Genomic DNA, 15,629 nt, shown 5'->3' on the forward strand with positions numbered 1-15,629 from the left:
GCGAAAGCGCGGTGGAGGCGTCAGGCGGGGGCTTTTCCTGGGCCGTAGAGGTCGGCGGCGCGGCGTTCGAAGGCGCGGACCACGCGCTGCATCGCCTCGTTGAAGACCACGCCGATGATGCCCTGCAGGATGGCGTTGCGGAATTCGAAATCGACGAAGAAATCGACCTTGCAGCCGGCCGGGCTGCCGTCGGGTGCCGCGTTTTCGTGGAACGACCAGGTCGAGCGCATGTATTTGAACGGGCCGTCGAGGTATTCGGTGTCGATGCGTTTCGTTTCCGGCCACAGCGTGACGCGGCTGCCGAAGCGTTCGCGGAACACCTTGAAGGAAATCACCAGATCCGCCTCCATCACTTCGCCGCCGCCCGCCACAGGCATGCGCGAGCGGATGCGGGCTGCTGCCGTCCATGGCAGGAAGGCAGGGTATGCGGCGACATCGGCGACCAGATCGTACATCTGCTGCGCCGTGTAGGGCATGACGCGGTTTTCCGTGTGGGTGGGCATCGGGGCGGGGTTTCTCTGGCGGTTGGGGCGATGGCGGGCGGGGGTGACTCGCGCTGCGGTATTGGGTAAAGCGGAGGCGGAAATCAAGGGGATGCCATGCCGACGAGACCTTATGTCATAGATCAGATGATCTCGGCCAAGTCCATCGCCGCGCGGGTCGAGGCGCTGGCGCGCGAGATCACCGCCCATTTCGCGGGCACCGACAAGCTGGTGGTGGTGGGTCTGTTGCGCGGGTCGTTCGTTTTCATCGCCGATCTGGTGCGCGAGCTCGACCTGCCGGTCGAGGTCGATTTCCTCGAGGCGTCGAGTTACGGCAACAGCACGGAATCGTCGCGCGAGGTGCGGATCCTGAAGGATCTGCGGGGCGAGATTGCCGGGCGCGACGTGCTGGTGGTCGAGGATATCGTGGATACCGGCTTTACCCTGAGCCATGTGCTGCGGCTGCTGCGGACGCGCGAGCCGGCCCGGATCGAGGTCTGCGCCCTGCTCGACAAGCCGACGCGGCGCGAGGTCGACATCCGCGCCACCTGGACCGGCTTCGTGATACCCGATGAATTCGTGGTGGGCTATGGCATCGACTTTGCGCAGCGCAACCGCAACCTGCCCTATATCGGCAAGGTGCGCTTCACCGATGCGGGGTAGGCGATGAACCCGATCTGGCTCTTGCGGATGCGACGCTGGCTGAGCCATCCGCCCTCGGCCGCGCGGTGAAGCTGGTGCTGGGGGTGGTGGCGCTGTGTCTGGCGCTGTGGGGGATCGAGGCGTTGTTCGGCTGGCCCGAGGCGCTGACGCTGGAGGGCGGCGGTCGGCACTACCGGCCCTGAGCGGGCGGCATGGGGTTGGATAACGGCGGGCATCGGGCTAAGCTTTGAGCGGTGCGTGTGCAGAAGGACCGGCGGATGAAGACCCTGAGCCTTGCCCTTGCGGCGCTTGCCCTTGCCGCTGCGGCCGCCTGGGTGCTGACCGCGCCGCTGCGGCTGCCTGCGGGCGCGCTGGACGGGCTGGCTGGCGATGCGCGGCGCGGAGCGGCGGTCTTTGCGGCGGCGGGCTGTGCCTCTTGCCACATGGCCCCCGGCGCGGTGGGTGACGCACGGCTGGTGCTGGCGGGCGGGCAGCGGTTTCCCTCGGCCTTCGGGACGTTCGTGGCGCCCAACATTTCCTCTGATCCGGTGCAGGGCATCGGCGGCTGGTCGCTGGCGGACCTTGGAAATGCGGTGCTGCGCGGCGTGTCGCCCGGGGGGCAGCATTACTACCCGGCCTTCCCCTATGCCTCTTACAGCCGGATGGTGCCGGGCGATCTGGCCGACCTGAAGGCGTATCTCGACACCCTGCCCGCCGATGCCAGCCCCAGCCTGCCGCACGAGGTGGACTTTCCCTTCGACATCCGCCGCAGTCTGGGGGGCTGGAAGCGGCTCTTCCTGCGCGACGGATGGGTGGTGGAGGGCGACCTGACGGAAACCCAGCAGCGCGGGCGCTACATCGTCGAGGCGCTGGCGCATTGCGGCGAATGCCACACGCCGCGCAATGCGCTGGGGGGGATGCAGACCGGGAACTGGCTGGCCGGGGCGCCCGATCCTTCGGGCAAGGGGCGGGTGCCCGACATCACGCCGGGCGGGCTGACATGGTCCGAGGCCGAGATTGCCGAATACCTGACCTCGGGCTTTACGCCCGAATATGACAGCGTCGGCGGCCTGATGGCGCATGTGGTGGAAAACATGGGGCAGCTGCCCGAAAGCGACCGGACGGCGGTGGCGGCCTACCTCAAGCTGGTTCCGTCACGCCCCTGAAGCCCCTACCCCGCCACGGCGCGCAGCAGGCGGGCGCGGGCGGGCGGGATGGCCCGGATCTCCAGCCCCGTGAAGACATGCAGCGTGTCGAGGTCGCGGTCCACCACCGCATGATCCGACACCCAGCCGCCCATCAGCAGATAGGTGCGCAGCAAGGGCGGCATCCCCAGCATGGCGCGCCTGGCATCGGGGTGGAACTGGCGCAGCTTGGCCGCGAAGCGGAAGACGTTCGGCGCCTTGACGCGCGGCAGCCAGCGTTTCGGGGCCAGGTGGGCATCCTTCAAGAGCCCGAAGGCGTCGTGGTAGGCTGCGGCATCGGTGCCGTGGAAGGACGAGCAGCCAAACAGCATCTCGACCCCCGCCGCATCGACATAGGCGGTCATCGCGCCCCAGGCGACGCGCAGGATGTCGGGGTCGTGCCAGTCGGGGTGGATGCAGAAGCGGCCCATCTCGACCATCGGCCCGTCGAATTGTGCCAGAGCCGACAGGTTGTAGAACTGCGCCGAATAGCTGCGCCCGATCTCGCCGCCCCCGGTCAGGGGGAGCAGCCGGAAGCAGCACACCAGCGTGCCGGTCCTGACCTCTTCGACCAGGATGTGGTGGCAGATGGCGTCGAAGGCGTCGGCGTCGCGGTCCGAGGGCATCGAGGCGTCGGGGTCGCGCCGCGCGATGAAAGCCAGATGGCGCAATTCCTGCGCGCGGCGGATGTCGTCGGCGGACGAGGCGGTGCGGGCGGCGTAACGACCTTTGCGAAGCGACAGCATCGTTTTTCCTTGCGCCTTGGCGGACCCGGGCCGCCGCCCTAGATAATGTGTCCGAATGATGTGACACGCAAGCCGTGACGGCAGTGTGACGCGGAACGTCGCAGAGGCAACACGAAGGGGCACGACACCATGACCGGCAAGATCAGCAAGACCGATGCGGAATGGCGGGCGCAACTGTCCGACCTCGCCTACAAGGTCACCCGCGGGCATGGCACCGAGCGGGCGTTCACCCATGACACCTTTCCGAAAGCGCCTGGCATCTACCGCTGTGTGTGCTGCGATGCGCCGCTGTTCGATCAGGCGACCAAGTTCGACTCGGGCACCGGCTGGCCCAGCTTCTTTGCCCCGCTCGACCCGCAGGCGGTGGGCGAGACCGTGGACCGCAGCTGGCTCATGCGCCGCACCGAGGTGCATTGCGCAACCTGCGACGCGCATCTGGGCCATGTCTTTCCCGATGGCCCGGCCCCGACCGGGCTGCGCTACTGCATGAACGGGGTGGCGCTGGTGTTCGAGGGCGCAAACGACGCCAACGACCGCAGCGACTGACCGTGGCGGGCCGCCCGTGGCGGGCCGTCTCAGTCCACCACGTCGGCGGCGCGCAACTGGCCGAGGTTCGAAAGCAGCTGCCCGATGAAGCTGACGCCGCGGATGTTGGTCTCGGTCACACGGCGCGACAGGGCGATGACGCGGCCATCCTCCAGCCCGAAGCGTTCGACGTTGCTGACCACGCCACCCTCGTCAAAGCTGATCGCCACCACCTGGCGGTCGATCTCCTGCGGCGCGCGGCCGCCCGCATGTTTCCAGCGGCTTTGCACGTAATACCAGCCGGTGTCGTTCAGCAGTGCCGCAGCCGAGGGGCGCCCCACCACCGCCGCCACCGACTCGCGGGTATCGACACCGACCTCGATCAGCGCCAGCTCGACATCGCTGGGGGTATAGCCGTGGTTGCGATAGACGGGGGAGCAGGCGATCAGGGCCAGCAGGGTCAGGCCCGCCGCCATCGTGCGCAGCAGCCGTCGTGCGCTGCCGCTGCCATCTCTGCTTGCCAAAGCCATCTCCGCCCTCTTGCCATGCTGGACCAAGCCCCGTATCCGGATGCCTGTCGGAAGCCGCGTCTCCGGCTTTGCCTCCGGCTTACAGAAGGACGGCCCCGTGTTCAAGAAAGGAACGCGTGACCGGCATCTTGTGCCGCGCCGTGACCGCGAGGACGCGCCCACCCCAAGGAGTTCCGGGATGACAGATCGCCGCACGCCACCCGCCAGCACCCCCGCGCTGCCCCTTTCCCTGCCCTTCCGGGTGGCGGCGCTGGGGTCGCGCAAGACGACCCGCTTCGACCTTGCGCCCGATGCCGCGACCCGGGCTGCCGTGGCGCTGGCGCTGGGCATCACCGCGGTGCCCGCGCTGCGCTTCAAGGGCGAGATTCGCCCCTGCGGCCGTCACGACTACGAACTTGAGGCGCAATTGACCGCGACGGTGGAGCAGCCTTGCTCGGTCACCCTCGTGCCGGTGGTCAGCAAGCTGACCGAAACGGTGCGGCGGCGCTATCTGGCCGATCTGGCGCTGCCCGAGGGCGACGAGGTCGAAATGCCCGAGGACGACAGCGCCGACCCGCTCCCCGAGGTGATCGACGCAGGCGCCGTGGCGCTGGAGGCGCTGGTGCTGGCGCTGCCGCTTTACCCGCGCAGCCCCGGTGCGGCGCTGGAGGAGGCGGTGTTTGCCCCGCCCGGAACGGCACCGCTGCGCGACAAGGACCTGCGCCCCTTTGCCGGTCTGGCCGGGCTGCGCGGGCTGGCGTCCGGGGGCACGGACGAAGACGACGGCAACGGCGGGCCGGGGGCTGCTGCCTGAGCCTGCAACTGCCCAGAAAAGGGGCTTGCGCCGCGCCAGAATCGCAGTATGGTCCGCGCCTCGTTTACAGTGTGGATCTGACGCGCGCCCATCCGGGGCAACGGCCCGATCCCGAAGGAAAATCAGGGGCTTGCCCCCGCAAAACCCCGAGGTAGAGATATGGCCGTTCCGCAGAACCGAGTCACCAAGTCCAAACGCAACATGCGCCGCGCGCATGACGCCCTTGTCGGGTCGAACCCCGCCGAATGCCCGAATTGCGGCGAACTGAAGCGCCCGCACCATGTTTGCGGCGCCTGCGGCCACTATGATGCCCGCGAAGTCGTCGCCGTGAACGCCGAAGTCGAACTGGACGAGGACGCGGCGTAAGCCGCGTTCCGGACGCTGCAACGTCATGTCGAACGACATCATCCCTTCGGCAAAGGGTGCGCAGCGCATCGTCATTTCGGTTGATGCGATGGGCGGAGACCAGGGGCCTGCGGCAGTTGTCGCGGGCCTTGCCGTTTCGGCCGAGAAGAACCCGGAAATCGGGTTCATCCTGCACGGCGACAAGGACGAACTGTCGCGGCTGATTGGCAAGCGCCGCGGCCTGGCCGAGGTCTGCGAGATTCGCCACGCCCCGCGGGTGGTGACCATGAACGACAAGCCGAGTCAGGTGATGCGCCATGGCGAAGGCACGTCGATGTGGTCCTGCATCGACAGCGTGAAGAAGGGCGAGGCGACCGTGGCCGTGTCGTGCGGCAACACCGGCGCGCTGATGGCGCTGTCGATGATCCGCCTGCGCAAGCTGCCGGGCGTGAACCGCCCCGCCATCGCCTGCCTGTGGCCCTCGCGCAACCCCGGCGGCTTCAACGTGATGCTGGACGTTGGCGCCGACATCAAGGCCGATGCCGAGGATTTCCTGCAATATGCCACGATGGGCGCCTCCTACGCGCGCAACGGGCTGGCGCTGGAACGGCCGCGCGTCGGGCTGCTGAACGTCGGAACCGAGGAACACAAGGGCCGGGCCGAACTGAAGCTGGCGCATGACCTGATAGCGGCCACCGCCGAGGTCGGCGGTTTCGAGTTCATCGGCTTTGTCGAGGGCGGCGACATTCCGGGCAACCGCTGCGACGTGATCGTGACCGACGGTTTCACCGGCAACATCGCGCTGAAGACCGGCGAAGGCACCGCCAAGCTGATCGCGGATTTCCTGAAAGAGGCGTTCAACGCCACCTTCCTGTCGAAGATCGCGGCGCTGCTGGCGCTGACCTCGCTGAAACGGCTGCAAAAGCGCATCGACCCGCGCCGGGTGAACGGCGGGGTGTTTCTTGGCCTGAATGGCACGGTAGTGAAATCGCACGGCTCTGCCGATGCCACCGGCGTGTCCGCAGCGATCAAGCTGGCCTTCCAGCTTGCGAAATCCGGTTTCAACGACCGGCTTGCAGCGCGGGTTGCATCCGCGGGCCGCGCAGGGCACGATGCCCCGGAGGACCGCGCCATCAACGGTAACACTGAATGAAAACACGCGCCGTAGTCCGGGGCGTCGGGCATTACCTGCCCGACCGGATCGTCCCCAACTCAGAACTTGAAGCCCGGATCGACACGTCCGACGAATGGATCCGCTCCCGCTCGGGGATCGAGCGGCGGCATTTCGTGGCCGAGGGCCAGACCACGTCGGATCTCGCAACCCGTGCGGCCCGCGCAGCCCTGGCCGATGCCGGGATGCAGCCCGACGATCTGGATGCGATCATCCTTGCCACATCGACCGCCGATCTGACCTTTCCCGCCGCCGCGACCATGGTTCAGGGCAATCTGGGCATGACGCGCGGCTTTGCCTTCGACGTGCAGGCGGTCTGCGCCGGATTCGTCTTCGCGCTGGCCAATGCCAATGCGATGATCCTGTCTGGTCAGGCAAAGCGGGTGCTGGTGATCGGGGCTGAAACCTTCAGCCGCCTGATGGACTGGACCGACCGTTCGACCTGCGTGCTGTTCGGCGACGGTGCCGGTGCGCTGGTGCTGGAGGCCGGCGAGGGTGACGGCACCACCGCCGACCGCGGCATCCTGTCCACGGACCTGCATTCCGACGGCCGCTACCGCGACCTGCTTTACGTCGATGGCGGCGCCTCGACCGGGACGACCGGCCACCTGCGGATGCACGGGCGCGAAGTGTTCCGCCATGCCGTTGAAAAACTGGCACAAACCGCCCATACCGCGCTGGAGAACGTCGGGCTGACCGGCGCCGATGTCGACTGGATCGTGCCGCATCAGGCCAATTTGCGCATCATCACTGCCACGGCGCAGCGGATGCATGTGCCGATGGACCGCGTGGTTCTGACGGTGCAGGACCATGGCAATACCTCGGCAGCCTCGATTCCGCTGGCGCTTTCGGTCGGGCGCGACCGCGGCCAGATCAAGCAGGGCGATCTGCTGGTGGCCGAGGCGATCGGGGGCGGTCTGGCCTGGGGATCGGTGGTCTTGCGCTGGTAGGGGCAAGTGCCCGAAATGGCGGCTTTCCGCCACTCTGAACAACCGCGGCCAAGTGGTTGATATTGACTCGGAAAATCAAACACATCATCCTGCCTGGAAACACCGGGGGGACAAGATGAGTGAAAAGACGCTGACGCGGATGGATCTGAGCGAAGCGGTGTTCCGCGAGGTTGGCCTCTCGCGCAACGAATCCGCGCAACTGGTCGAATCGGTGCTGCAACACATGTCCGACGCGCTGGCCTCGGGCGAGACGGTGAAGATTTCATCGTTCGGCACCTTTTCGGTGCGCGACAAGTCGGCCCGGGTCGGGCGCAACCCCAAGACCGGCGACGAGGTGCCGATCAGCCCGCGCCGCGTGCTGACCTTCCGGCCCTCGCACCTGATGAAGGACCGCGTCGCCGCCGGGACGAAACGCTGAGCGGGGGAGAGCGGTTGGAAAAGTCAGCAGACGCCTTCCGCACCATCAGCGAGGTTGCCGAGTTTCTGGAAACACCGGCCCATGTGCTGCGATTTTGGGAAAGCCGTTTTCCGCAGATTCGCCCGGTCAAGCGTGCCGGCGGGCGCCGCTATTACCGCCCGGCCGATGTGGCGCTTCTGGCGGGCATCCGGCGCCTGCTGCACGACGAGGGCATGACGATCCGGGGCGTGCAGAAGGTGCTGCGCGAACAGGGCGTGCGCCACGTCGCCGGGCTTTCCGAGGCCGAGGCGCTGGCGGCAGAGGCGCTCGACGGCGAATTCACCGACCTCGCGCCAGAGGACGACAGCGACGCCCCGGCAGCCGCCGACAATGTGGTACGCCTGCCCATGGCAGAGCCGGACCGACCGGCCCAGGGCAGCCCGGCAGCAGGGCCCGCCCCCGAGGTGGCCGCTTCGGCAAAGCCGCCCGCCGCCCTGTCGCCCGAAGCTGCCCCGACCGCAATCGCCGTGCCCGAGGCCGCCCCGCCGCCCCTGCCCGCCCCGCCGCGCGACGCGCCGCCTGCCCCGCAGGCAGCAGAGACAGGGCTGCAATCCGGCACGGCCGGGTCGCCCGCCCCACTATTGCCCCGCGCCGAATCCGCCGGGGCGCCGCCGGAACCGGTCTGGCCGGTCGCAGCGACCGCCGATCCGGCCGCGCCGGACACCCGGGATGCCGATCCGGCGGCGCAGGTTGCGGAAAGCGTCGGCCCGGCAGACCCGGTCGCCGCGTTCTCCGAAACGAGGGCGCCGGTCGATGCGGCGGAACCGCCCGCGATGGCAGGGCCGATCATTGCGCCCCCCGCCGAATCGCTCCCGTCCGAATCGCCCCATGCTGAATTGCCCCGTGCCGAATTGCCCGCCGCCGATTCTCCCGTCGCGGCGCAGGGCGCAGCAGCGCAGCCCGCGATCCGGCTGCCCGCGTCGTTGCGGCGCAGGGCCGCTGCGGGCGATGCCGCGCAGGCGCTGGCCCCGCATCGCGACAGCCTGCGCCACCTGCACGACCGGCTGGTTGCCCTGCGCAGCCGCATGTCGCAGCCTGGCCGGGCGGGCCGGTCCTGAGCCTGGGGACCGATGCGCTTTCCCGCTTGCCCCCGCCCGGAATTTCGTTATGTAACCCCCAGTGTCGGGCCGTGGCGCAGCCTGGTTAGCGCGTCCGTCTGGGGGGCGGAAGGTCGAGAGTTCAAATCTCTCCGGCCCGACCACTACCGAACCGCCCGCCTTCCCTCGGGAAGCGCGGGCGGTTCCGTTTCAGGCCCTTGCCGCAACAGGATGATCCGCCATGGCTGATGAAATGGGCGTGCTGCCCGCGCAGGCGATCCGCGCGCTGATCGACGCGGGTGCAGTTGCGGCGGCCCCCGCCGTGCTGCCCGAACAGATCCAGCCCGCGAGCCTCGACCTGCGGCTGGGGGCAGTGGCCTATCGGGTGCGGGCGTCGTTTCTGGCCGGGCAAGGGCAAGGCGTCGCCGCCCGCATCGCCGAATTCGAGATGCACCAGATTGATCTTTCCCGCGGGGCGGTGCTGGAAAAAGGCTGCGTCTATGTGATTCCGCTGATGGAAAGCCTGGTGCTCCCGCCGGGCATCACGGCGGTGGCCAATGCCAAATCCTCGACCGGGCGGCTGGACCTGCTGACGCGGACGATCACCGATGGCGGGGTGGAATTCGACCGGATTCCTGCGGGTTACAGAGGCCCGCTTTATGCCGAGGTCTGCCCCCGCAGCTTTTCGGTGCTGGTGCGGCCGGGCATGAGGCTGAACCAGATCCGCTTCCGGCAGGGGCAGGCGGTGCTGTCGGACGGGGAACTCGCCGCCCTGAATGCTGCCGAGCCGCTGGTATCGGGCACGGCGGTGATTTCGGACGGGCTCGGGTTCTCGGTCGATCTGCGGCCCCGTACGGGCGATCTGGTCGGCTACCGCGCCAAGCCGCACACCGGGGTGATTGATCTGGACCGGATCGGCCACTACCCGGCGGGCGAGTTCTGGGAGGAGGTGCGGACACGCGAAGGGCGCATCATCCTCGACCCCGGCGCCTTCTACATTCTGGTATCGCGCGAGGCGGTCACCATCCCGCCCGACTATGCCGCCGAGATGGCGCCCTATCTGGCGATGGTCGGCGAATTCCGGGTGCACTACGCCGGCTTCTTCGACCCTGGTTTCGGCCATTCTGCCGCAGGCGGTGCCGGGTCGCGCGGCGTGCTGGAGGTGCGCTGCCACGAGGCGCCCTTCGTGCTGGAACATGGCCAGGTGGTGGGACGGCTGGTCTATGAACGGATGCTGGCGCGGCCCGACACGCTGTATGGCGCCGGCATCGCGTCGAACTATCAGGGACAGGGGCTGAAGCTTTCCAAGCACTTCCGCCCGGTCTGAACCTACCGCCCCAGACGGCGGGTGATGCGGGCGGCCTGCCGGGCGCGCTTGGCGGTTTCGCGGGCCTTGTTGGCCTGCAACGCTTCCGCCGAGGTCAGCTTGACCCCCGGCTTAGGTGCGGTCTTGCCCCTGCTGACCAGATCGACGCCCTTGCGGATGCCGATGTTCACCGCCTTGCGGACGAAGATGTTGGTGATCATGCTGATGATGCGGCTGAAATCCACGGTGGTGCCCCCTAGTCCTCGAACAGTTCGCTCTGACCGCTGGCGGATTCTTCCTCGTCGGCGTCCGGCCCGCGCATTGTGCCCGGAAGCGGGCGATTGTCCAGCAGTCCCGCAGCGCGCAGGTCTTTCAATCCGGGCAGGTCGCGTGCCGATTCCAGCCCGAAGTGGTCGAGAAAGCCTTCTGTCACCACAAAGGTCACCGGGCGGCCCGGCGTCATGCGGCGGCGGCCAAAGCGGACCCATTCCAGTTCCAGCAACTGGTCCACCGTGCCGCGCGAGACGGCAACGCCGCGGATCTCCTCGATCTCGGCGCGGGTGACGGGCTGGTGATAGGCGATGATCGCCAGCGTCTCGATCGCGGCGCGCGACAGCTTGCGGGTTTCGACCACCTCTTTCTGCATCAGGTGGCCAAGGTCGGGCGCAGTGCGGAAGGCATAGGCGTCGCCGATCCGGTTCAGGCTGACCCCCCGCCCCTCGTAGCGGCGGCGCAGATTGGCCAGCGCCTCGGCCGCGTCGCAACCGTGCGGCAGGCGGGCGGTCAGGGCGGCCAGCGTCAGCGGGTCGGCGCTGGCGAACAGGATCGCCTCGACCATGCGCTCCTGCTCGGCCATTGGCGGTGCGGCGAACAGGCTGGGTTCGGAGGGTTCGGCCATCACGCGTCCTTCCGCCGCAGCTGGATCGGCGCGAAGGTCTCGCCCTGCCGCAGATCGACCTGCCCCCGCTTGGCCATTTCAAGCACGGCGGCGAAATGGGCGGCGGTGGCCGAGCGGCGGCGCTGCGGATGGACTTCCCACCCCGGCGGCAGATAGCTGACCAGATCGGCCCAGCCCACCATGGTGCCCAAGAGGCCCCGCAACCGCTCCAGCGCCTGTTCCATGGTGAAGACGTTGTTCCGGTCGAGCACGAAGGGGCGGAAGTCGTCCTTGGTGCGGATGCGGGCATAGGCGCGCATCAGGTCCAGCAGGGTGGCCGACAGGGTGACCTTGCGGTGTCGCGTCACATCCTCGGGCAGGCCGCGGGCAAAGAAGTCGCGGCCCTTCTGGTCGCGTGCCATCAGTTGCGCCGCAGCCTCGCGCATCGCGGCCAGCCGTTCGAGTTGAAACGCCAGATGCGCCGCCAGATCCTCGGCCGAGGGGCCTTCGTCGCTGGGGTCCGGCGGCAGCAGCAGCCGCGATTTCAGGTAGGCGAGCCAGGCCGCCATCACCAGATAATCCGCCGCAAGCTCGATGCGCAACGCCTTGGCCTGATTGACGAAAAGCAGATACTGGTCGGCCAGTTGCAGGATGGATATGCGCCGCAGGTCGACCTTCTGGGTGCGCGACAGCATCAAGAGCAGGTCGAGCGGCCCCTCGAAGCCGTCAACATCGACAATCAGCGCCTCGGCCGCCAGCCGGTCCGACACGCTGATCCGTTCGGGCACGGCTTCCCAGCCGTCAGACATGGCAGGCCCCGGCGGCAAGGCCGGAAAGCTCGGCCTCCAGCCCGGCAAGGTCGGCGGGTTCGGGGGGGTGGCGGGCGGCAAGGGCGGCGTCGGCGCGGGCTTGCGCGGCGGCGGTCATTGTGCCTGCGGCCGCCGCCACCGCCACCCGCTCGGACAGATCGCCGTTGCATTCCAGCACCACGTCGCAGCCCGCGGCAATGGCCGCCGCCGCGCGTTCGGCTTTGGTGCCGGGCAGCGCCTGCATTCCGATGTCATCGCTCATCAGCAGGCCGCCAAAGCCGATGCTGTCGCGGATCACCTTGATCATCGCGGCCGAACAGGTGGCGGGCGCATCGTCGAAGGCCGAGAACACAATATGCGCGGTCATCGCCAGTGGCAGCGCGCGCAGCGCGCGGAACGGCACGAAATCGGTCGCCTCCAGCACCTCGGCGCTGGCGGTGACGGTCGGCAGGTCGTGATGCGTATCGGCATTGGCCCGACCGTGGCCGGGCATGTGCTTGATCACCGGCAACACGCCGCCAGCCAGATGGGCCGCCGCCACCGCGCGGGCAAGACCGGCCACGGCATAAGGGTCGTCGCTGTAACAGCGGTTCCTCAGGAACGGATGCGTCACCGCCGACAGCACATCGGCGCAGGGCGCGCAGTTGCCGTCGATGCCAACCGCGAGCAGTTCCGCCGCGATGATGCGGTAGCGCAGCCACAGCGCGCGTTCGGCCGCCTCAAGCGCCCGGTCCGGGGCAAGCGCCATCACCTGCGCCACCATGTCCAGCGGCGCGGGCCAGTCGCGCCAGTGCGGCGGGCGCAGGCGCTGCACCCGCCCGCCTTCCTGATCGACGAACACCGGCGCGTCGCGCCCGACCGAGGCGCGCAGATCGCCCGTCAGACGGCGCACCTGATCCGGGTTTTCGATATTGCGGGCGAACAGGATGAAGCCGAACGGGTCGGCGTCGCGGTGGAAGTCGCGTTCAGAGGCCGCAAGCGTCAGCCCGTCGCAGCCGAAGATCGCCGCCCCCTGCGCAAGGCTCATCGCACCGAAACCGGGATGCAGGCGGCGTTTTCCGACAGCAGGGCAGAGCAGAAGCGGCGCGCGTCGTCCTCGCCCGCGAAACCCTCGGCGCGCAGGCGGAAGAAGGTCCGCCCGCCGCTTTGTGCCGACTGTACGACGCGGGCCTTGCCTGTCATCAATTCACCGAACTGCCCGGCGAGCCGGTCCCATTCGCGCCGCGCGCCTTCGGCATCGTCAAACGCGCCAAGCTGCACCAGACGGGTGCCCGATTTCAGCGTGGCCGGGTCGATCTCGGTCACGGCCACGGCGACCGGGGCCGCTGCGGCCACCTGGGTCAGCGCCGGGCGGGCCTTCGGCAGCGGCGAGCGCGCCATGCCGCCGCCTGCATCGGTCGGCACCTCGACATCGCCCACCTCGGGCACATCCGTCAGCGGGGCGACGCCGGCGGCAATCTGATCGGCCAGCGCCACCGGGTCTGCGCCCGCTTCTGCCGGGGCTGCCGCTGCCGTGACGGGTTCCGGCGCGGGTTGCGCGGTCACCAGCACTTGGGGCGCTTCCGGCGCGGTCGCGGCCAGCCCGGGTGCGTCGTCGAGCGAAAGTTCGACCGGGCGCGGCGCCAGCACCATGGTTTCGGCCGGCGGCGAAGCCGCCCCGACCGCCGCCACCGCATTGACCGACAGGCCCTGATGCGCCGCCACGTTGCCGCCCGGCTCTTTCGGGGCGACCCGCATCGGCCCTTCAAGCGCGCGCACCACCGGAACCCCGGTCACGTCGCGCACCGCCAGCTTGTAGCCCCAGACCGCCAGACCCAGCACCAGCACAACCGACAGCACCGCCCCGGCCAGATTGACCATGCGCTGCATCTGCGCGGCACGGGGGCCGGGCGGGGCTGCGTAGCTACCCTCGAAATCGTCAAAATCCACGTCCGCCATGCTCTGCCCCACTGCGCCGAGCGGTTGCCCGCTTGCGCTGTCTCGCCTGTTCACGCCGGACGGGTGATTGTTCTTCAGCGCATTTCCTCGACCGGAGTGACGCCCAAGATACCCAAACCAGCGGAAATCACAACGCCAGAGGCTCGCGCAAGGCCGATTTTCGCTTGGGTTGTGGCCGGATCTTCCTGAACAAAGCGCAAACCGGGCTCGTCGTTGCCCCGGTTCCACAGCCCGTGCAGGTCCGAGGCCAGTTCATAAAGATAGAACGCCACACGATGCGGCTCATTGCCCCGCGCCGCGATCTCGACCAGACGCGGCCATTCGGCGATCTTGCGCGCCAGGGCCAGTTCGGCCGGATGGTCGAGCTTGCCCAGATCGGCCGCCGCCAGCGCGGCATCATCGACCGCAACCCCGGCCTCGCGCGCCTTGCGCAACACCGAATTGATCCGGGCGTTGGCGTATTGCACATAGAACACCGGGTTGTCCTTCGACTGTTCCAGCACCTTGTCGAAATCGAAATCCAGTGTCGCGTCGTTCTTGCGGGTCAACATCACGAAGCGGGTGACATCGGCCCCCACCATCTCGACCACGTCGCGCAGGGTGACGAAGGTGCCCGCGCGCTTGCTCATCTTGAACGGCTCGCCGTTGCGCCAAAGTTTCACCAGCTGGATCAGCTTGATGTCCAGCGGCACCCGGCCGTTCGACAGCGCCGAGACCGCCGCCTTCATCCGCTTGACATAGCCGCCGTGGTCGGCGCCGAAAATGTCGATCAGCTGATCGAAGCCGCGCTGCACCTTGTCGAAGTGATAGGCGATGTCGGGGGCGAAATAGGTCCAGGTGCCATCGGATTTCATCACCGGCCGGTCCACGTCGTCGCCATGCGCGGTAGAACGGAACAGGGTCTGCTGCCGCGGTTCCCAGTCTTCCAGCGTCTTGCCCTTCGGGGGTTCCAGCGTGCCTTCGTAGATCAGGCCCATGCCGCGCAGCGTCTCGATCGCCGCCTCGATCTTGCCGGTGCCGTATAGCGCCTTTTCCGACGAGAACACGTCCATCTGCACGCCGAGCGACGCCAGATCCTCGCGGATCATGGTCATCATCATGCCGGTGGCAAACTCGCGGATGTCGGCCAGCCACACCGCCTCGTCCTTGTCGAGCAGGCTGTCGCCATACCTGGCCTTCAGCGCCTCGCCCACCGGAATCAGGTAGTCGCCGGGGTAAAGCCCCTCGCGGATTTCCGGGCTCAGCCCGTTGGCCTCGCGGTAGCGTTCATAGGCCGAGCGTGCCAGCACATCGACCTGCGCGCCGCCGTCGTTGATATAGTATTCCCGCGTGACATCATGGCCCGTGAAGGACAACAGCCGCGCCAGCGCGTCGCCCACAACCGCCCCGCGGACATGGCCGACGTGCATCGGCCCGGTCGGGTTTGCCGAGACGAATTCGACGTTGACCCGCAGCCCCTGCCCGATGTTCGACCGGCCATACCGCACGCCCTGCCCCAGCACCGCCGCCACCATCCCCTGCCACACCGCATCGTGCAGCCGCAGGTTCAGAAAGCCGGGGCCCGCCACCTCGACCCCGGCGATGCGCGGATCGGCGGCCAGCCGCGCCGCCAGCGCCTCGGCAATCGCGCGGGGCGGCTGGCCTGCGGGCTTGGCCAGCACCATTGCGGCATTGGTCGCCATGTCGCCGTGCCCCGCATCGCGCGGCGGTTCCACCGCGACGGCGGTCAGGTCGAGCCCGGCGGGCAGCGCGCCGCACCCCACCATGTCGCCGATGGCGGCGATCACGAGGCTGCGGATATCGGTAAAGAGGTTCATCATTCACGTCCTGTCTGTCG

The 15,629-nt window shown here is 68.3% G+C and carries 19 protein-coding genes and 1 tRNA gene; 11 read left to right on the top strand and 9 right to left on the bottom strand.

The genetic code is table 11. The annotated features are described in order from the left end of the window. Window positions 1–20: 20 nt before the first annotated feature. Window positions 21–503: a type II toxin-antitoxin system RatA family toxin gene (locus tag RNZ50_12485; protein MDT8855819.1), complete on the bottom strand. Its 483-nt coding sequence runs from the start codon at window positions 501–503 to the stop codon at window positions 21–23. A 96-nt stretch (window positions 504–599) separates the two neighbouring features. Here RNZ50_12485 and hpt point away from each other — a divergent pair, with 96 nt between their 5' ends. Together hpt and RNZ50_12495 are read left to right on the top strand one after the other, a co-directional pair. Next, a complete protein-coding gene (gene hpt, locus RNZ50_12490; GenBank protein MDT8855820.1) occupies window positions 600–1,145 on the top strand; it encodes a hypoxanthine phosphoribosyltransferase in 546 nt (181 codons plus the stop codon). A 257-nt stretch (window positions 1,146–1,402) separates the two neighbouring features. Next, window positions 1,403–2,290, top strand: coding sequence for a cytochrome c (locus RNZ50_12495; protein ID MDT8855821.1), 888 nt, complete (start codon window positions 1,403–1,405; stop codon window positions 2,288–2,290). A gap of 5 nt (window positions 2,291–2,295) precedes the next feature. Here RNZ50_12495 and RNZ50_12500 read toward each other — a convergent pair whose 3' ends face one another. Then, window positions 2,296–3,054 (bottom strand): GNAT family N-acyltransferase, encoded by a 759-nt coding sequence (locus tag RNZ50_12500; GenBank protein MDT8855822.1) that lies wholly within the window; start codon window positions 3,052–3,054, stop codon window positions 2,296–2,298. 129 nt (window positions 3,055–3,183) lie between these two features. Here RNZ50_12500 and msrB point away from each other — a divergent pair, with 129 nt between their 5' ends. Beyond that, window positions 3,184–3,600, top strand: coding sequence for a peptide-methionine (R)-S-oxide reductase MsrB (gene msrB / locus RNZ50_12505; GenBank protein MDT8855823.1), 417 nt, complete (start codon window positions 3,184–3,186; stop codon window positions 3,598–3,600). Window positions 3,601–3,629: 29 nt separating this feature from the next. Here msrB and bamE read toward each other — a convergent pair whose 3' ends face one another. Further along, window positions 3,630–4,109: an outer membrane protein assembly factor BamE gene (gene bamE / locus RNZ50_12510; protein MDT8855824.1), complete on the bottom strand. Its 480-nt coding sequence runs from the start codon at window positions 4,107–4,109 to the stop codon at window positions 3,630–3,632. Between the two features lie 178 nt (window positions 4,110–4,287). Here bamE and RNZ50_12515 point away from each other — a divergent pair, with 178 nt between their 5' ends. The 8 genes from RNZ50_12515 (at window position 4,288) to RNZ50_12550 (ending at window position 10,189) form a co-directional block, all read left to right on the top strand. Beyond that, window positions 4,288–4,902 carry a YceD family protein gene (locus RNZ50_12515; protein MDT8855825.1) on the top strand — a complete coding sequence of 205 codons (615 nt, stop codon included), beginning with the start codon at window positions 4,288–4,290 and terminating at the stop codon, window positions 4,900–4,902. A 159-nt stretch (window positions 4,903–5,061) separates the two neighbouring features. Then, window positions 5,062–5,268: a 50S ribosomal protein L32 gene (gene rpmF, locus RNZ50_12520; protein ID MDT8855826.1), complete on the top strand. Its 207-nt coding sequence runs from the start codon at window positions 5,062–5,064 to the stop codon at window positions 5,266–5,268. Between the two features lie 25 nt (window positions 5,269–5,293). Continuing rightward, on the top strand, window positions 5,294–6,400 hold the full coding sequence (gene plsX, locus RNZ50_12525; GenBank protein ID MDT8855827.1) for a phosphate acyltransferase PlsX: 1,107 nt from the start codon (window positions 5,294–5,296) through the stop codon (window positions 6,398–6,400). Further along, complete coding sequence (locus RNZ50_12530; GenBank protein MDT8855828.1) at window positions 6,397–7,368, top strand: beta-ketoacyl-ACP synthase III; 972 nt, start codon at window positions 6,397–6,399, stop codon at window positions 7,366–7,368. The genes plsX and RNZ50_12530 overlap by 4 nt, the downstream gene beginning before the upstream one ends. Window positions 7,369–7,483: 115 nt before the next feature. Continuing rightward, the gene (gene ihfA, locus RNZ50_12535; GenBank protein ID MDT8855829.1) at window positions 7,484–7,786 is read left to right on the top strand and encodes an integration host factor subunit alpha; all 303 of its coding nucleotides are present in this window, start codon (window positions 7,484–7,486) and stop codon (window positions 7,784–7,786) included. A gap of 14 nt (window positions 7,787–7,800) precedes the next feature. Continuing rightward, window positions 7,801–8,883 carry a MerR family transcriptional regulator gene (locus RNZ50_12540; GenBank protein ID MDT8855830.1) on the top strand — a complete coding sequence of 361 codons (1,083 nt, stop codon included), beginning with the start codon at window positions 7,801–7,803 and terminating at the stop codon, window positions 8,881–8,883. A 65-nt stretch (window positions 8,884–8,948) separates the two neighbouring features. Beyond that, window positions 8,949–9,026: transfer RNA gene (locus RNZ50_12545), tRNA-Pro, on the top strand. 77 nt (window positions 9,027–9,103) lie between these two features. Then, a complete protein-coding gene (locus RNZ50_12550; GenBank protein MDT8855831.1) occupies window positions 9,104–10,189 on the top strand; it encodes a 2'-deoxycytidine 5'-triphosphate deaminase in 1,086 nt (361 codons plus the stop codon). A 2-nt stretch (window positions 10,190–10,191) separates the two neighbouring features. Here RNZ50_12550 and RNZ50_12555 read toward each other — a convergent pair whose 3' ends face one another. The 6 genes from RNZ50_12555 to argS all read right to left on the bottom strand — a co-directional run bounded on the left by RNZ50_12555 (window position 10,192) and on the right by argS (window position 15,609). Beyond that, window positions 10,192–10,413 carry a hypothetical protein gene (locus tag RNZ50_12555; GenBank protein ID MDT8855832.1) on the bottom strand — a complete coding sequence of 74 codons (222 nt, stop codon included), beginning with the start codon at window positions 10,411–10,413 and terminating at the stop codon, window positions 10,192–10,194. Window positions 10,414–10,424: 11 nt separating this feature from the next. After that, window positions 10,425–11,066: an SMC-Scp complex subunit ScpB gene (gene scpB / locus RNZ50_12560; protein ID MDT8855833.1), complete on the bottom strand. Its 642-nt coding sequence runs from the start codon at window positions 11,064–11,066 to the stop codon at window positions 10,425–10,427. Further along, entirely contained in the window at window positions 11,066–11,854 is a 789-nt protein-coding gene (locus RNZ50_12565; protein ID MDT8855834.1) for a ScpA family protein, read from the bottom strand. Before RNZ50_12565 ends, scpB begins: the two co-directional genes overlap by 1 nt. Continuing rightward, window positions 11,847–12,881: a beta-N-acetylhexosaminidase gene (nagZ, locus tag RNZ50_12570; protein MDT8855835.1), complete on the bottom strand. Its 1,035-nt coding sequence runs from the start codon at window positions 12,879–12,881 to the stop codon at window positions 11,847–11,849. The genes RNZ50_12565 and nagZ overlap by 8 nt, the downstream gene beginning before the upstream one ends. Continuing rightward, complete coding sequence (locus RNZ50_12575) at window positions 12,878–13,792, bottom strand: SPOR domain-containing protein (protein ID MDT8855836.1); 915 nt, start codon at window positions 13,790–13,792, stop codon at window positions 12,878–12,880. Before RNZ50_12575 ends, nagZ begins: the two co-directional genes overlap by 4 nt. Before the next feature lie 74 nt (window positions 13,793–13,866). Next, complete coding sequence (argS, locus tag RNZ50_12580) at window positions 13,867–15,609, bottom strand: arginine--tRNA ligase (GenBank protein MDT8855837.1); 1,743 nt, start codon at window positions 15,607–15,609, stop codon at window positions 13,867–13,869. Window positions 15,610–15,629 lie beyond the last annotated feature (20 nt).

The sequence above is a fragment of the Paracoccaceae bacterium Fryx2 genome (assembly GCA_032334235.1).
GTDB lineage: Bacteria > Pseudomonadota > Alphaproteobacteria > Rhodobacterales > Rhodobacteraceae > JAVSGI01.

What these genes read in the sequence shown, in the direction of transcription:
- nagZ (MDT8855835.1), bottom strand. Translation starts at nt 12,881, where the DNA reads ATGAGCCTTGCGCAGGGGGCGGCGATCTTCGGCTGCGACGGGCTGACG.
- hpt (MDT8855820.1), top strand. Translation starts at nt 600, where the DNA reads ATGCCGACGAGACCTTATGTCATAGATCAGATGATCTCGGCCAAGTCC.
- RNZ50_12530 (MDT8855828.1), top strand. Translation starts at nt 6,397, where the DNA reads ATGAAAACACGCGCCGTAGTCCGGGGCGTCGGGCATTACCTGCCCGAC.
- RNZ50_12500 (MDT8855822.1), bottom strand. Translation starts at nt 3,054, where the DNA reads ATGCTGTCGCTTCGCAAAGGTCGTTACGCCGCCCGCACCGCCTCGTCC.
- RNZ50_12550 (MDT8855831.1), top strand. Translation starts at nt 9,104, where the DNA reads ATGGCTGATGAAATGGGCGTGCTGCCCGCGCAGGCGATCCGCGCGCTG.
- RNZ50_12485 (MDT8855819.1), bottom strand. Translation starts at nt 503, where the DNA reads ATGCCCACCCACACGGAAAACCGCGTCATGCCCTACACGGCGCAGCAG.
- bamE (MDT8855824.1), bottom strand. Translation starts at nt 4,109, where the DNA reads ATGGCTTTGGCAAGCAGAGATGGCAGCGGCAGCGCACGACGGCTGCTG.
- scpB (MDT8855833.1), bottom strand. Translation starts at nt 11,066, where the DNA reads ATGGCCGAACCCTCCGAACCCAGCCTGTTCGCCGCACCGCCAATGGCC.
- ihfA (MDT8855829.1), top strand. Translation starts at nt 7,484, where the DNA reads ATGAGTGAAAAGACGCTGACGCGGATGGATCTGAGCGAAGCGGTGTTC.
- plsX (MDT8855827.1), top strand. Translation starts at nt 5,294, where the DNA reads ATGTCGAACGACATCATCCCTTCGGCAAAGGGTGCGCAGCGCATCGTC.
- msrB (MDT8855823.1), top strand. Translation starts at nt 3,184, where the DNA reads ATGACCGGCAAGATCAGCAAGACCGATGCGGAATGGCGGGCGCAACTG.
- RNZ50_12575 (MDT8855836.1), bottom strand. Translation starts at nt 13,792, where the DNA reads ATGGCGGACGTGGATTTTGACGATTTCGAGGGTAGCTACGCAGCCCCG.
- argS (MDT8855837.1), bottom strand. Translation starts at nt 15,609, where the DNA reads ATGAACCTCTTTACCGATATCCGCAGCCTCGTGATCGCCGCCATCGGC.
- RNZ50_12495 (MDT8855821.1), top strand. Translation starts at nt 1,403, where the DNA reads ATGAAGACCCTGAGCCTTGCCCTTGCGGCGCTTGCCCTTGCCGCTGCG.
- RNZ50_12515 (MDT8855825.1), top strand. Translation starts at nt 4,288, where the DNA reads ATGACAGATCGCCGCACGCCACCCGCCAGCACCCCCGCGCTGCCCCTT.
- rpmF (MDT8855826.1), top strand. Translation starts at nt 5,062, where the DNA reads ATGGCCGTTCCGCAGAACCGAGTCACCAAGTCCAAACGCAACATGCGC.
- RNZ50_12565 (MDT8855834.1), bottom strand. Translation starts at nt 11,854, where the DNA reads ATGTCTGACGGCTGGGAAGCCGTGCCCGAACGGATCAGCGTGTCGGAC.